The organism is Nonomuraea insulae, assembly GCF_042656245.1.
The window spans coordinates 74,191-87,541 of sequence record NZ_JBHSPA010000052.1 but is presented as its reverse complement, the minus strand read 5'-3'; the positions used below and the strand labels follow the sequence as shown (position 1 = coordinate 87,541).

Annotated in this window: 17 protein-coding genes and 1 tRNA gene; 8 read left to right on the top strand and 10 right to left on the bottom strand. The window is 70.3% G+C overall.

Features of this window, described 5'->3' with window-relative positions; translation table 11 throughout:
• The first annotated feature begins 43 nt into the window (after nucleotides 1-43).
• Both ACFPZ3_RS40300 and ACFPZ3_RS40295 read left to right on the top strand, forming a co-directional pair.
• On the top strand, nucleotides 44-1,216 hold the full coding sequence (locus tag ACFPZ3_RS40300) for a CynX/NimT family MFS transporter (RefSeq protein WP_379519625.1): 1,173 nt from the start codon (nucleotides 44-46) through the stop codon (nucleotides 1,214-1,216).
• 19 nt (nucleotides 1,217-1,235) lie between these two features.
• The gene (locus ACFPZ3_RS40295; protein WP_379519624.1) at nucleotides 1,236-1,898 is read left to right on the top strand and encodes a hypothetical protein; all 663 of its coding nucleotides are present in this window, start codon (nucleotides 1,236-1,238) and stop codon (nucleotides 1,896-1,898) included.
• On the opposite strand, the gene ACFPZ3_RS40290 is transcribed toward ACFPZ3_RS40295, so the two are convergent.
• Nucleotides 1,873-2,406 carry a cysteine dioxygenase gene (locus ACFPZ3_RS40290; protein ID WP_379519623.1) on the bottom strand — a complete coding sequence of 178 codons (534 nt, stop codon included), beginning with the start codon at nucleotides 2,404-2,406 and terminating at the stop codon, nucleotides 1,873-1,875. The two genes, ACFPZ3_RS40295 and ACFPZ3_RS40290, sit on opposite strands and share 26 nt — an antisense overlap.
• Nucleotides 2,407-2,426: 20 nt before the next feature.
• On the bottom strand, nucleotides 2,427-3,365 hold the full coding sequence (locus tag ACFPZ3_RS40285) for an amidohydrolase family protein (RefSeq protein WP_379519622.1): 939 nt from the start codon (nucleotides 3,363-3,365) through the stop codon (nucleotides 2,427-2,429).
• A 250-nt stretch (nucleotides 3,366-3,615) separates the two neighbouring features.
• Here ACFPZ3_RS40285 and ACFPZ3_RS40280 point away from each other — a divergent pair, with 250 nt between their 5' ends.
• Nucleotides 3,616-4,605, top strand: a complete 990-nt coding sequence (locus ACFPZ3_RS40280; RefSeq protein ID WP_379519621.1) for a LacI family DNA-binding transcriptional regulator — start codon at nucleotides 3,616-3,618, stop codon at nucleotides 4,603-4,605.
• 5 nt (nucleotides 4,606-4,610) lie between these two features.
• Here the strand turns inward: ACFPZ3_RS40280 and ACFPZ3_RS40275 are convergent, their stop codons facing one another.
• Both ACFPZ3_RS40275 and ACFPZ3_RS40270 read right to left on the bottom strand, forming a co-directional pair.
• Complete coding sequence (locus ACFPZ3_RS40275; protein WP_379519620.1) at nucleotides 4,611-5,996, bottom strand: aromatic amino acid lyase; 1,386 nt, start codon at nucleotides 5,994-5,996, stop codon at nucleotides 4,611-4,613.
• A 6-nt stretch (nucleotides 5,997-6,002) separates the two neighbouring features.
• Nucleotides 6,003-6,383 carry a phage holin family protein gene (locus ACFPZ3_RS40270; protein WP_379519619.1) on the bottom strand — a complete coding sequence of 127 codons (381 nt, stop codon included), beginning with the start codon at nucleotides 6,381-6,383 and terminating at the stop codon, nucleotides 6,003-6,005.
• 134 nt (nucleotides 6,384-6,517) lie between these two features.
• Here ACFPZ3_RS40270 and ACFPZ3_RS40265 point away from each other — a divergent pair, with 134 nt between their 5' ends.
• Nucleotides 6,518-6,793: a hypothetical protein gene (locus ACFPZ3_RS40265; protein ID WP_379519618.1), complete on the top strand. Its 276-nt coding sequence runs from the start codon at nucleotides 6,518-6,520 to the stop codon at nucleotides 6,791-6,793.
• Nucleotides 6,794-6,874: 81 nt separating this feature from the next.
• On the opposite strand, the gene ACFPZ3_RS40260 is transcribed toward ACFPZ3_RS40265, so the two are convergent.
• Both ACFPZ3_RS40260 and ACFPZ3_RS40255 read right to left on the bottom strand, forming a co-directional pair.
• Nucleotides 6,875-7,663 carry an FAD:protein FMN transferase gene (locus ACFPZ3_RS40260; RefSeq protein WP_379519617.1) on the bottom strand — a complete coding sequence of 263 codons (789 nt, stop codon included), beginning with the start codon at nucleotides 7,661-7,663 and terminating at the stop codon, nucleotides 6,875-6,877.
• A gap of 121 nt (nucleotides 7,664-7,784) precedes the next feature.
• A complete protein-coding gene (locus ACFPZ3_RS40255) occupies nucleotides 7,785-8,486 on the bottom strand; it encodes a hypothetical protein (RefSeq protein WP_379519616.1) in 702 nt (233 codons plus the stop codon).
• A 51-nt stretch (nucleotides 8,487-8,537) separates the two neighbouring features.
• Here ACFPZ3_RS40255 and ACFPZ3_RS40250 point away from each other — a divergent pair, with 51 nt between their 5' ends.
• From ACFPZ3_RS40250 to ACFPZ3_RS40240, 3 genes are all read left to right on the top strand, one after another.
• Complete coding sequence (locus ACFPZ3_RS40250) at nucleotides 8,538-8,930, top strand: OsmC family protein (RefSeq protein WP_379519615.1); 393 nt, start codon at nucleotides 8,538-8,540, stop codon at nucleotides 8,928-8,930.
• Between the two features lie 249 nt (nucleotides 8,931-9,179).
• Nucleotides 9,180-10,133, top strand: coding sequence for a nucleoside hydrolase (locus ACFPZ3_RS40245; RefSeq protein WP_379519614.1), 954 nt, complete (start codon nucleotides 9,180-9,182; stop codon nucleotides 10,131-10,133).
• Nucleotides 10,134-10,177: 44 nt separating this feature from the next.
• Nucleotides 10,178-10,254, top strand: a tRNA-Lys gene (locus ACFPZ3_RS40240).
• A gap of 48 nt (nucleotides 10,255-10,302) precedes the next feature.
• On the opposite strand, the gene ACFPZ3_RS40235 is transcribed toward ACFPZ3_RS40240, so the two are convergent.
• The 3 genes from ACFPZ3_RS40235 to ACFPZ3_RS40225 all read right to left on the bottom strand — a co-directional run bounded on the left by ACFPZ3_RS40235 (nucleotide 10,303) and on the right by ACFPZ3_RS40225 (nucleotide 11,998).
• Nucleotides 10,303-10,632, bottom strand: coding sequence for a hypothetical protein (locus tag ACFPZ3_RS40235; RefSeq protein WP_379519613.1), 330 nt, complete (start codon nucleotides 10,630-10,632; stop codon nucleotides 10,303-10,305).
• A gap of 63 nt (nucleotides 10,633-10,695) precedes the next feature.
• Entirely contained in the window at nucleotides 10,696-11,124 is a 429-nt protein-coding gene (locus ACFPZ3_RS40230; protein WP_379519612.1) for a nucleoside deaminase, read from the bottom strand.
• A 19-nt stretch (nucleotides 11,125-11,143) separates the two neighbouring features.
• A complete protein-coding gene (locus ACFPZ3_RS40225; protein WP_379519611.1) occupies nucleotides 11,144-11,998 on the bottom strand; it encodes a DUF4429 domain-containing protein in 855 nt (284 codons plus the stop codon).
• Nucleotides 11,999-12,048: 50 nt separating this feature from the next.
• On the opposite strand from ACFPZ3_RS40225, the gene ACFPZ3_RS40220 reads away from it, so the two are divergent.
• Entirely contained in the window at nucleotides 12,049-12,633 is a 585-nt protein-coding gene (locus tag ACFPZ3_RS40220) for an HD domain-containing protein (RefSeq protein ID WP_379519610.1), read from the top strand.
• Here the strand turns inward: ACFPZ3_RS40220 and ACFPZ3_RS40215 are convergent.
• Nucleotides 12,627-13,343, bottom strand: coding sequence for a FadR/GntR family transcriptional regulator (locus ACFPZ3_RS40215; protein ID WP_379519609.1), 717 nt, complete (start codon nucleotides 13,341-13,343; stop codon nucleotides 12,627-12,629). The two genes, ACFPZ3_RS40220 and ACFPZ3_RS40215, sit on opposite strands and share 7 nt — an antisense overlap.
• Nucleotides 13,344-13,351 lie beyond the last annotated feature (8 nt).

Sequence of the window (13,351 nt, the reverse complement as noted above, 5' to 3'; positions counted from 1 at the left end):
GGGTGGACAACGTTGTCAAGGGCTTATGCGAGAGTGGTCGTCTATGTCGTTGAGATCCGCCTTGCTCGTGGCCGGGTTCGCTCTGGCCGCGCTCAACCTGCGTCCGGCCATCGCGGGCGTCTCCCCGCTCCTCAGCGAGATCATGAACGACGTGGGCCTCTCACCCGCGGGCGGCGGCGCGATCACCACGGTCATGGTGGTCTGCCTGGGGATTTTCGGGCCGCTGACGCCGCTGCTCGCCCGGCGCGTCGGCCTCGACCGCACGCTGCTGGCCGGCCTGCTGGTGATCGCGGCGGGCGTCGCGCTGCGCGGCCTCGACGGCGCTCCCATGCTCTATGTCGGCTCGGCCCTGGCCGCCACCGCGATCTCCGTCATGAACGTTTCCATGCCCGGCATCGTCAAGCAGCACTTCCCCACGCGGGTCAACCTCCTGACGGGCGTCTACGTCTCCGCGGTGGTGGCCGGCGCGGCGGCCTCCTCCGCGCTGGTGATCCCCGTCGAACACGCCACCGGGTACGGCTGGCGCGGCGTCTCCGCCCTGCTGGCCGTCCCCGCCCTGCTGGCGGCCCTGCTCTGGCTGCCCCAGGCCCTGCGCAAACAGGCCGGCGGCCAGAACGGGCCCAGGCCTTTCGGCGCGGTCCTGCGCAGCCGCGTCACCTGGTACGTCACGGCGCTCATGGGCCTGCAGTCGCTCACCTTCTACGTCATGCTGGCCTGGCTCCCGACGATCTTCCGCGAGGCCGGCCTGCCCGCCGACCAGGCAGGCTATCTGCTCAGCCTGACGAACCTGGTCCAGGTCGGCACCTCACTCGCCGTCCCGGTGCTGGCCGGCCGCCGGGCCTCGCAGGTGCCGTACGTGGTCGGGGCCGGCGTGCTGACCGTCTTCGGCTACCTGGGCATGTTGCTCGCCCCCGCCACCGTCCCGTGGTTGTGGATGATCGTGCTCGGTGTCGGGCAGGGGGCCTCGTTCGCGCTGGCCCTGCTGATCATCGCGTTGCGCCCGTCCGACCCCGCCACCGTGACCGCGCTGTCGGCCGTGGCCCAGTCCGTCGGGTACGTGATCGCGGCCCTGGGGCCGTTGGTGTTCGGGTTCCTCAGGCAGGCGTCGGGCGGCTGGACGGTGCCCCTGGTGACCGGGCTGGGGGTGCTCGCGGCCCAGCTCGTGGCGGGCTGGTTCGCCGGGCGTCCTGCTACTTTGGGAAAGCCTGACCCTTAGATCTTCCGGGAGTCCCAGCGTGTTGACCGAGACGCTCCAGCGGATCGCCGACGAGCGTGGCGGGGTGCTCGGGGTGGAGCCCGCTCTGGTCATCGAGCCCGACGAGAGCTGGACGCCGGTCAGCGAGCTGACGCGGGAGCCGTACACGTTGCTGGGGCGGCTCGTGGACGAGACGGCCGCGCGCTGGAACGCGCCGAGGCACGTCGGCGCGGCGCTGTTCTGGAAGACCTACGGCTACTGGCACACGCTGCCCATGGCGCTCGGCTGGGCGCTGGACGGGCGGGTGCCGGTCATGCGGCCGGCCGACACCTACTTCAAGGAGTCCGGCGCCGGGGTGACGCTCGCGGCCACCCGGGTGAGCTGGGGCACCGGCGCCGCCCCGATCGCCGAGGCGCTGCGGGAGTCGCAGCAGCCGCTGGTCGAGGCCATCGGCGCGCTGGCCAAGGTGGGCGATCGCACGCTGTGGGGATCCACGGCCGAGGCGATCGCCCATCCGCTGACCTCGATCGTGCCCGGCGACTACATGAGGCTGCTCAAGGAGCTGGGCCGGCCGCTCGACGGGCTGGTCGAGCCCGCCGGCGACGGCTACTTCCGCAGGACCTGCTGCTTGTGGATCGCACTGCCCGACGTGGAGCCCTGCGGAAGTTGCTGCGTGCTCAGGCCGGCACGGCCTCGTCCATAGGGCGCAGTTCGTCGGCGTAGCTCACCGAGACGCGGCGCATCACGCCGGTTCCGTCGATCGAGTACTGGCCGAGCCGCCACAACGGCGGCGAGTAGGCGTGGATGGAGACGCTCTGGTCCACCGCTCCGGTGAGCCGGTGGATGTGGTCGGGGCCGAACGAGAACGACTGGCCCTCCGACACGATGGTCTCCAGATGCTCGCCGCCGATGCGCGGGTTGCACTCCTGCAGCGCCCCCTGGACGACGTGCACCGCTCCCGAGGAGGTGTCGTGGTCGTGCCAGCCCGTGTCGTCCTCCGGACGCCAGCACAGGAGCCAGACGTCCACGTACGCGTCGCGGTAGAGCGAGGCGTAGTGCCTCCCGCCGTCCGCGGGGAACTCCACCTGGTCGCGCCACTCCTCCGGGCTGGCGGCCAGCTCGTTCACCAGGTCGCGCAGCTCGCGACGGTCGAGAGTGCGCTCGGGGAGGCCGGCACAGGTGCCCCCGCCCTGGATCTGGTCAGTGCTCACGTACGACTCTCCTTCCCTGTTCATGGCCTCACTCCGTTCGGCGGGCTCGGTCGCCCTATGCCGCCGCCTTCCCCCGCTCTGGTCGCTGCGCTCCCGCCGCTCCTCCAAGCGACGGCACTCCCGAGCAGGCGACGGGGGTTGACGACCTTGATGGCATGGTCGGCGGCCACGCCGAGTCCTGTGTCGGGGGCTGTCGCGTAGGGGGCGTCGGAGCCGTTGACGATGACGTCGATGCCGAGTTCGCGGACGATCGCGTCGATCGCGCGCGGGCCGTAGGAGGAGGTCTCCACGAAGAAGTCCCGGTCGATCAGGCCCCGCCCGCCGCCCCTGGCGATCAGGCGCTCCGAGTGCAGCGGCGCGAGCCCCGCGAGGAGCGCGAAGCAGACCCGCAGCCGCGGATGACGGGGACGTACGACGGCGTTGAAGTAGTGCCAGGAGGCGTGCATCTGCTGCACGTACGGCACCAGCGCCGGCCACCACGGCGGCGTGCCCGCAGCGGGGGCGGCCGCCGGTCCCGGGTGCACGAACAGCGGTAGGTCGCGGGCGGTCAGCACCTCCAGCAGCCGGTCGTCGGGCTCGGCCGTGGCCGGGATCTGCAGGCCCGCGAAACCGCGGTCGAGATCCTTGGCCAGGCGGTCAGGGTCGAGCTCGCTGTGGCAGGTGGCCGCCCACGCCCCAAAGGGCTCGCCCAGCGCCAGGGAGCCGTCGTGGTAGGCGTCGATCAGCGGCCAGCACTCTTCGGGCGGCAGGAACTCGATGCCCAGCGGGCTCGACAGCGACACCAGCGCCAGCTCCAGGCCGGTGGTGTCGCGGTGCTCGTGGTCGGCGGGGTTCACCTCGTAGGGTGGTTCGCCGTCGAGGATCAACGTCCAGCCGTCGAGATAGGGCGGGGTGGCGCGGGCGCGCAGCGCGTCGACGAACGTGTTCGTCCACAGGTGCTGGTGCACGTCTATGCTCATCTCGGCGGCCTCCTCCCGCTATTTCCTACTCACAATACATGTAAACGCTCTGTGCTGTGACGCTATCTCTGTGAACCGTTTCAGTGATACGGTTCAGTGAACCGCTTCACATCGTGATTGTCAACGCTTCGGCCTCGGTGATCGACACGCCGGGTCCCGCTCTACGGTCCCCGGCGAGCTCGAGACGGCAAACCTGACAATCCCCTCACGGGAATCAGCGTCTGTCGGTCGCACGCAATAAGCTGGCCCAATGCCTCGCAAGAGAGCGACGATCCGTGAGGTGGCCCAGGCCACAGGCCTGTCACCGGCGGCTGTCTCCTACGCGCTACGCGGTCTGCAGGTCTCGGAGGAGACCAAGGAGCGCGTGCGGGCCGCTGCCGCAGAGCTCGGTTACGAGGCCGATCCCATCGCCAGAGCCCTGGCCAGCGGGCGTACGGGCATGATCGGCCTGCTGTGCGGCTCGCTGGAGGACCTGTGGCAGCAGGCCCTGGCCGTCGGCATCAGCAGGGGCCTGCGGGAGAAAGACCGCTACGCCCTGATCCTCGACGCCGTCGGCGATCCCACCCGGGAGCGGGCCCTGGCCCAGCAGCTCCGCGATCAGCGGGTGGACGGGCTGATCGTGCAGTCGATCGATCCGGTGGCGGCGTTCTGGCCCGAGCTGTGCGAGTCCGTGCCGGTGGTCGCGATCGGCGACTCCATCGCGGGCACGGCCGGCGAGGTCGTCTTCGACAACCGGCACGGGGTGACGCTCGCTCTGGAGCACCTGCGGGCGCTGGGCCATCACCACATCGCCGTCCTCACCCCCACCCAGGCCAGCACGCCTGACCGGCCCGCCGACGTGCACGTCACGGCCGAGGCCGATCGGCTGGGGCTCGACATCGAGGTCACCACCGCGCCCCACGGGCTGGCCGGGGCCACTCTGGCGGCTCACGAACTGCTGACCGGCAAGAAGCCGAGCGCCGTCTTCTGCTTCGCCGACTCGATCGCTTACGGGGTCTACGCGGCGGCGCAGGACCTGGGGCTGTCGATCCCGGGTGACGTGTCCGTCATGGGATACGACGATCATCCGATGTCGGGGCTGCTCACGCCGGGGCTGACGACGGTGGACTGGGACATCGACGGGATCGTCCGCGCCGCGGTGCGGCTCATCTCGGCGGCGGCCGATGGGGGGACACGGCGGCGGCGCGTCATGCAGAAGCCGACGCTCAGAGAGCGGAGCTCGGTCGCCCAGTTGACCTGACCTTCTCAGTGAATCGGTTGGGTCAGGGCGCGGCGGGATTCCTCCAGGTCGGCCGTGAGAGGGCGGTCCGGGGCGGAGGCGGAGAGGGCGCGGGTGGCGGCGGTGCGCTCGGCGGCCAGGATGATCTCCAGGGGTTCCAGGCAGCGCAGGGTGTGGCGGGCGGCCTGGGTGGCGAAGCCGGCGTGGTCCTCCGCGCCCCGGGAGATCATCGCCGTGCCCGTCGTCACCGGGGTCGCCAGGTGGCGGAGGTCGGCCAGGGCGTCCTGGGCCACGTACTCGAGGATCAGCAGCCCTGAGGCGCCCGGCCGGTAGGCCAGAAAGGGGAGGTGGCCGGTGTAGGCGGGGTCCATGAGGGTGGCCAGGCGGGCCGTGCTGAGCTGCGCCGTCTGGACGAGCGCCGCCCGCAGCGCGTCGAGGGCCAGCGCCACCGGGGCCGAGTGGAAGTTGCCGTTGTGCCAGGCCAGGCCGCCGGAGATGAGCGGGTTCTCGGTGGAGGCGTTGAGGTCGGTCTCGATGGTGGTCACGGCTCGGTCGAGGGCGTCCAGGGCGGCGCCGTGCACCTGGGCGAAGGCGCGGAAGCCGTACGGGTCCTGGACGCGGGTGGTCGGCTCGTGGGCCAGCAGGCCGCGCAACCGCTCCGCCACGACGGCCTGGCCCGGGTGCGGGCGAGCCTCGTGTACGGCGGCCGCGAGCGGCTCGGCCGAGGCGTCTACGGCCGCGAACGACAACGCGGTCACCCCGATGGCGGCCTCAAGGAGCAGGCGCAGACGGTGGCAGGCGATGGCGGCGTCGGCCAGCGTGGCGGCCCCCGAACTGATGAACGGCAGCGCGTCACTCGAGGCCAGAGGGTGATAGGGGACCGAAGCGCCCGGCGAGGGCTCGGACGCATCCGGTGACGCGGCGCCGGGCATGGGCGGTCGGGCGGCGGGTGGTGGGGTGTGGTGCCAGGGGAGTTCGCCCAGGAGGCAGAGGGCCGTGATCGACAGGGCGGTGAGGTCGCCGGTGCCGATGGCGCCGTAGGTTCGCAGGGGCGGGGTGTAGCCGTGGTTGATCGCGTACGCCAGCGCCCGGCAGAGCGCCGGGTCCACGCCGGAACCGCCGGTGAGGAGCTGGTTGAGCCGGATCACGAGCATCGCCCTGGCGCGGGCGGGCTCGATCGGTGGGCCGGCGGCGCAGGCGTGGCTGCGTACGAGGTCGAGGCCGGCGCCTTCCAGCAGCACGTCGCGGTTGGCGCCCACGCCGGTGCTCTTGCCGTACACCGGGCCGGGCAGTTCCTGGGCAGTGGCCCACGCGGCCCGGGCCCGATCGAGGGAAATGATCGAGACCCGGGCCCCGCCGTACGCGGCCTCGTGAACCTGAGCGCAGGTCAGGCCGGCGCCGTCGAGCTCCATGGAAGATCAGTCGTTGTCGGGGATGAACAGGCCGAGCAGCCAGCTGACGACACTGATGATGATCGCGCCCCAGAACGCGGCCGGGTAGAAGTTGTCGACGTGGAAGGGGATGTCAAGTTCGCCGGCGATCCAGCTGGTCAGGAGCAGCATGGCCGCGTTGATGACGAGCAGGAACAAGCCCAGTGTCAGGACGATGATCGCGCAGCCCAGCGCCTTCACGATGGGCTTGACGATGGCGTTGATGACACCGAAGATCAACGCGACGAGCAGCAGGACGCCCCAGTATCTGGCGGAGTTGGTGGGGGCATTGACGTCGATGCCGGGGATGAACTGAATGGCCACCCACAGGGCCGCCGCCGCGGCGATGGTTCTGATGATGAATCTCACGCTGATTGATCCTCCCACTTGAGATCGGCGCTCGATAGAGGGCGCGGTCACTACGATTCCCGTCGGTCACTGCCGGTAGTCGCCGGTTATCGTCGGCCCATCGGGGGGAGGAGGCGTGCAGGGGAGGGAGCGAGATGGACGCGAACGGGCTCGAGTCGCTGCCGGCCGATGAGTTGCACGATCGGGCGGTGCGTTACGCCGTACGCCACGGTGACCTGGGGTTTCTGTGGGAGCTGCTGAAGGTGATCCCGGCCGCCGAGGCCGCCAGCGGTCACTCGACCGAGACCGCCAACGACCTCAGCAAGGTCTCCGCGCTGCTCAGCGATGCCATCGCGGCGGGCGAGGGCAAGCTGGGTGAGGCGCTGCGCCCGATCTACATCGAATATCTGCGTAAACATCCCGACGCCTAGCTGGTCCTTCCGGCTTCCGGCCCCTGTCGTCTTCAGGGGGCCGGCTCCTTTCCTTGTTCGCCGCACTCCGGCCGGGGATGGTCAGCCGGCCAGGCGCGCTTCGGCACCACTGTAGTTGGTGAAGCCGGAGGTGGTGATCTCCTGGCCCTCACGCGTGACGAGCATCGTCTGGTACGCGCCCGAGCCGCCCAGGTCGGCGGCGAAGCGGCGGGCCGGCAACGGGTCCATGGCGTAGACGGCGGTGGCGTAGGCGTCGGCGAGGCCGAGGTCGGGGCCGATCACCGTGACCGAGGTCAGGCCATCGGAGGTCATCCCCGTGTGGGGGTTGATGACCGGCGCGGCGCCTGAGGTGGCGATGCCGAGGTCGTGGGCGAAGACGACCTTGCGGACCAGGTCCTCGCGCGGGTCGCGGATGCCGACGCGCCAGCGTTTGCCGGGGGCGGCCGAGCCGCGCACCCTGATGTCGTTGCCCGCGGTGATGCGGTGGTCGCCGGCGCCGGCGTTGCACAGGGCGCGCGAGAGCCGTTCGAGCGCCCAGCCCTTGATGTAGCCGGAAGGGTCGATCACGCCGTTGATGCGGGGCTCGAAGTAGCCGCCGGTGGCCTCGCTGAGCTCGTCGCAGCGGTGCAGGACCTCGATGAGCTCGGGGATCTGCCTGATCGTCCGGCCGCTGTTGAGCCGGCTGATCTGGCTGTCCTCCTTGACCGGGCTGAAGGTGTCGTCCACCCATCTCAGCCAGGCGAAGGCGTCATCCAGCAGAGGGGTCAGCTCGCGTGCGGGGAGTGCCGTGCGGATGTCCACGCTGACCGGCATGCCCATGATCATTTCGACCCGGGCGCTTCCGGGGAACGTCTTCGCGGACCCGGACAATTCAGAGATAGTCGCGGATTCGGCGAATTCAGAGGTCCTCGCGGACCCGGCGAAATTCGAAGTCGTCACCTTGCCTCCTTGTCCCGGGGGCCTACGCTTCCAGACGAGGCGTATGGGGAGCCTAAACCTTTTGCCCGGATTTGAAATGAATCTGTGATCTCGGGATGGCAAGGCGTGACAGGGCGCCCGCCACGTACCGCTTGAACCGCCGCGGACCGGCCACCACCACCTCGCGTTCGGCGATGTCGGGGATCTCGCGGCTGAGGCCGGAGGCGCTCAGGCGCTCCTTGGCGCGCGGATCGTGCTCCTCGCCCACGACGAGGATGAGACGGTAGCGGGACTCCAGGTCGCGCAGCTCGTCGGTGGCGCGGTCGGCGCGGTAGACGGCCACGGTGTCGGCCTCGCCCGCCAGCCGGTCGCGCAGTGAGTGCGGGTCGAGCCCGGTCGCGATCAGCAGGGCCGGCCTGGTCGCGCGCGGGACCTGGTGGTTCCAGACCGCCATCGCGGCCGCCATCGTGTAGAGCAGGATCGAGCCCGCGCGGCTCAGGCCCGTCACATAGGCGGTGGAGCTGAACTGGTGTGCCACCAGCAGCGCCCCCACCAGGTAACCGCCGAGCCGCAGGCGTTGCCTGGCCTCTTCGGTGCGCAGGTAGTCAGCCGCCGCGACACTGACGAAGCCGAGCGCCACGAGCAGCGCCGCGGCCGCGTATGCGGTCGGGGTCCAGGGGTAACCGAAACCCGGTCGGAGGGCGCCGAACTCGGCCACCGCGACCCCGCACCAGAAGAGGATCGGGCCCTGATGAGCATTCGCCTCGCTAGCCATGCCTACACGTTCCTGAACGAACATTAAAGGTTTCTGAGTAGGGTCTGAAACATGGCTAACGTGTGGGTCGAGCGTACTGAAGAGGGCGGGTTCCGGGCCACGAACGCCCGTGGCGCCGAGGTTCTGATCGGTGGCGGCGACGATGACGGGGTGTTCAGTCCGGTCGAGTTGTTGCTCGCGGCGGTGGGCGGATGCAACATCGTGACCGTGGAGCCGCTCACCGCCCAGCGGGGGCATCGGCTGGTGCGGCTGGCGATGACGGTGGCGGCCGAGAAGGTCGAGCCGAACAGGCTGGGCCCCGTGACGGTGACCTACGACGTGGAGTTGCCGTCGGAGCAGGCCGATGAGGTGTTCAGGGCGGTGGCCGGGCGCGTGCATGAGAAGTACTGCACGGTGAGCAGGTCGCTGGAGGACGGCACGGAGGTTCGATTGGAGCTTCCGTAGGTGGATTAAACAGATATTCGACCGCGTTATGACGCGACCGTTACATTCGCCTCGGTAGCGTTATAGCAGGTCAGGGGCACTGAACCTGGCCGATGGACCTTCACCGATGCGGACGCGGAGGGGGACCGCGGTTCGCGAGTGCGGGACCGCCGGCGTTTTTGGGGGAAAGCGCCGGCCTGGACCGCCAACGATCGGGCCGGGCAGCTTTGGGGGAGCTGCCCGGCCCGATTCATGCGTATCCTCCGGTCCGTGAAGAAAGTTCTTATTGACTGTGACCCCGGCATCGACGACGCGCTCGCCCTGGCCCTGGCCGCCGGTTCCGCGACTTCCGATTTCGCCGAGTCCGCGAACTCCCTCGACGTCGTGGGCATCACCACGGTGGGCGGCAACGTCGATCTGCCGCTGACCACCGCGAACGCGCTGGCCCTGCGGGAATTCCTCGCCCTCGGGGACGTGCCGGTGACGCCGGGCAGCGCGGGCGCGCTCCTGCGGCACACGGTCAGGGCGGCTGCCGTGCACGGGAGCACGGGGCTCGGCGACGTGGTGCTGCCCGCGCCGCGGCGGGGGCCGTCCGAGGGGCACGCGGTCGACTTCATCGTGGAGACGCTGCGGGCCGCCCCCGGAGAGATCACGCTGGTGGCCGTGGGGCCGCTGACGAACCTCGCCCTCGCCGTACGCCGTGAGCCCCGCGTCGTGGAGTGGGCCCGCGGCCTGGTCATCATGGGCGGCTCCTACACCCGCGGCAACCACAACCCGGCGGCCGAGTTCAACATGCTGGCCGACCCCGAGGCGGCCGCGATCGTCTTCGAGGCCGGGTGGACGGTCACGATGCTGGGGCTCGACGTGACGCTGACGGCGACGGTTACCTCGGCGGTGCTGGAGCGGATGCGGCCGCTCGGCCGGTTGGGGAAGGAACTGCTGGTGCCCGCGTCGCAGTTCTACGGAGTGGTGACGGCCGAGGGCGGGCCGGCCCTCCATGACGCGTGCGCGGTGGCGTACGTGCTTGATCCCAGCCTCTTCACCTGCGTGCCGGCCGTGGTGAACGTGGAGACGGCCGGGCAGTTCACGCGGGGGATGACCGTGACCGATTTCAAGATCGGCGACCGGCGGGCGAACGCGCTGGTGGCGACCGCCATGGACGTCCAGAGGTTCTGGGATCTGATGCTCGGGACCTACGAGAAGCTGGCTGCCAGGCTGGGATAAGGCGGCGCGGGCACTGGGCGGCGGCTGATAGAGTTATCTCTGTTGCGCCGCTAGCTCAGTTGGTTAGAGCAGCTGACTCTTAATCAGCGGGTCCGGGGTTCGAGTCCCTGGCGGCGCACCACTTATACGGGCACTGTCCATTCGCCGGACAGTGCCCGTTCTGTTTGTCTCAGGCCGGTCGCTCGTCCACGCCGACCGCGCCGACCCCGGTGGTGAAGATGCCCCCGCAGTAACCCTGCGACTGCCCCGAGCCGCCCGGTGTGAGCGTCACCCACTCGCCCACCACGTCGGGGGACATGCCGCAGGTCACCACCGCCCGGAAGATCCAGTTCTGGCCGGTGGGGTTGGAGCACGAGGCGATGCCGAGGTCCCTGTCGTTCTCATGGACGAAGGTGTCGCACCGCAGGACGTTGGCCGCCGCCGCAGAGGCGGACGGCGTGAGCCCCGCGGACAGAAGCGCGACCCCCACGACCGCCGCGATGCGCGTTCCCTTGAACATTGCCCCTCCTACGATCGACCATGACGTTTCGTGGTCGATCGTATGCGGAGAGTTGCCGTTTGCCTAGGTGTAGTAGCCCTCCACGGGTACGCGGGCCTCCTCGTACAGGGCGGGCCCCTCGGAGGGAGCGTCGGTGAAGGCGTTGCCTGGCGGCTTGAGGCTGTTGAGCTGGTCGCCGGACAGGGCGTACACCACCCGGCCGAGGCCGGAGCGGGCGATGGCGCCGGCGCACATGCCGCAGGGCTGGCAGCTCGTGAACATCGTGGTGCCGGCCGCGGTGGCCGGGTCGAGTTCGCGGGCGGCCCAGCGGGCCAGCTTCAGCTCCGGGTGGGCGGTGATGTCCGCGTCGGTGAGCGAGCTGTTGCGCTCCTCGATCAGGACGGCGCCGTCGGGCCCGGCCAGCAGCGAGCCGAACGGCGGGTTGCCGCCCGAGCGGGCCTCCACGGCGAGCTCGATCGCCCGGCGCAGCAGTTTCTCCTCGTCACGTGTCACTGTCACTCCTCAATTAGGACTACTGAAGGCGGCGGATCATGGCCTGCTTGGCCGTCGCGAACTCCTCGTCCGTCAGCACGCCCGTGCGGTGCAGCTGGCCGAGCTCCGTCAGACGGCGCAGGACCGCGTCATGGACGTCGTCGGCGACCGGCGGCGGAGCAGGCGGGAGCTCGGGCACCTCGCGCGGCAGGCGGGCGAGCACGGCGGCGGCGACCAGGGCCGTCGAGCCGCCGAAGCGCTGGATGCCCCAAGATACACAGCGCACGTCCTTCTGCGGCTGCTGGGTCGGGCCCAGACCCTTGACCCGGAAGCGGAGCGTGCCGTAGCCCATGCCGGACTGCGGCTTCCACTCCACCCCGGTCACGTCCGTCAGCGGGAACTCCTGCGGCCCCGCCTTCTCCTTCTCCGAGGCCGCGAAACCGGTCCACTCCAGCCGCACCCGCTCCCCGTCGAAGAACGCCGTGCCGTCGCCGGCCGTGGCCGAGATGGGCACGTCGGGAGGTGACAGGAGGTAGTCGTCGCACGGGCCGCCCGGCGTCTGGTAGACGAGCAGGGTGTCGCGGATCTCGTCGGCGAAGTATTCGGCGGCTCCCGCGCGGACCTTCGGCACCGCCAGCCGGTACGGGTCGGCCGGCGCCGCCAGCGTGCCGGCGACGACGTCGGACAGCGCGTCGGCCCCCTTGCGCAGCCGCAGGCGCAGATGGCCGCCCTTGCGGGCCGGCTCGAACGTCACGCTCGCGATCGCGTCGAGCGGCGCGGTCACCCCGCCCAGCGTCCGGCGCAGTTCGTGTACGTCCTTTCCACTGCCGGGGACGATGCGCAGCATTTCCCCATTGAACGTCCACGACCCGTCGGCGACGGCGATCTCGGCCATATTCTCAGCCTAGGACACGCTCGCGGCACGATCACATACGAAGGAGCGGGATGGAGATCTTCACGAGCTGGCCGTCCTGGGCGCACGCGGAAGGCCCGCTGTCAGCGGCGCTCCCGGCGGCCACCGTGGACGACCTGCGTACGGCGGTCGCCTTCGCCGGGCGGAAGCACGGGGTGCAGCAGCGGCCCACCGGGCGGCCGTACACGGAGCATCTGCTGGAGGCGCTGGAGGTGGCCGTGACCGGCGCCCGGCTGAGCGACAGGGACGTGCTGGTCGCGATCGTGCTGCACGACGTGCTGGAGGACACCTCCTGCACCGAGGGCGAGGTGGCGCGGCGGTTCGGCCCCGAGGTGTCGGCGATGGTGCGGTGGGTGACCAAGCCGCGCGGCGGCTCGAAGGCCGACTATCTCGCCTCGCTGGTCAAGGCGCCGCCGCGCGCCGTGCTGGTGAAGCTGTCGGATCGGGTGAGCAACGTGCAGCAACTGCAGCGGATGCCGTGGCGGTTCCAGCGGCGCTACTACCTGCAGACGGTCGCGTACATCATGCCGCTGGCCGGGGCGCATCCGTGGTTCGCGCAGTGGTTCGACGAGTGGCGGTGCCGGTGGCGGCGGGTGGAGAGGTGGCCGGGTCAATAGGAGGCGGCCAGGTTGGCGACGCGGTTGCGTACACCCTCGAAGTGCGCGCGCACGGCGGCCACGGCGGCGACGTGGTCGCCCGCCAGGACGGCGGTGTAGATGTCGCGGTGCCGTTTGGCGACGTCGGCGGCTGGTTCGTCCGGTGCGCCCAGAGCGTCGCGGAGCTGGTAGTAGACGTCCCAGAACGCGCCCAGGAGCTGGCTCACCAGAGGGTTGCCGAGCGGGCGGTAGAGGAGGTCGTGGAAGAGCCGGTCGGTCTCGGGGGAGACCAGGCCGGCGTCGGCCTCGGTCTCCATCCTGGTCATGACGTCGGCGATCGGCGTCAGGTCGATCTCCGGGCCCAGCTCGATCAGGCGCTGCACGAGGCCGCTCTCCAGGAGCTCGCGGATCTCGACCAGGTGGGCGAGGTGGTTGGCGCCGTTCTGGAGGGTGATGCGGCTGTGGAAGGTCAGCTCGTTCACCAGGCCGGCCAGGGACATGCGGCCGACGAACATGCCGAAGCCGTGGCGGATGTCCACGATGCCCACCGCCTGGAGGCCCTTCAGGGCTTCCCTGATGGAGTTGCGGCTGACCTGGAGCTCCTCCATGAGCTCCGACTCCGTGGGGAGGGGATCCCCGGCGACGAGCCCGCGCTTGACGATGAGGTCCTTGACGCCCTCCTGGGCCTCCGTGGCGCGGCTGGGGCGCGCCGGGCGCGGGACTGTGGCCATGAAAATTC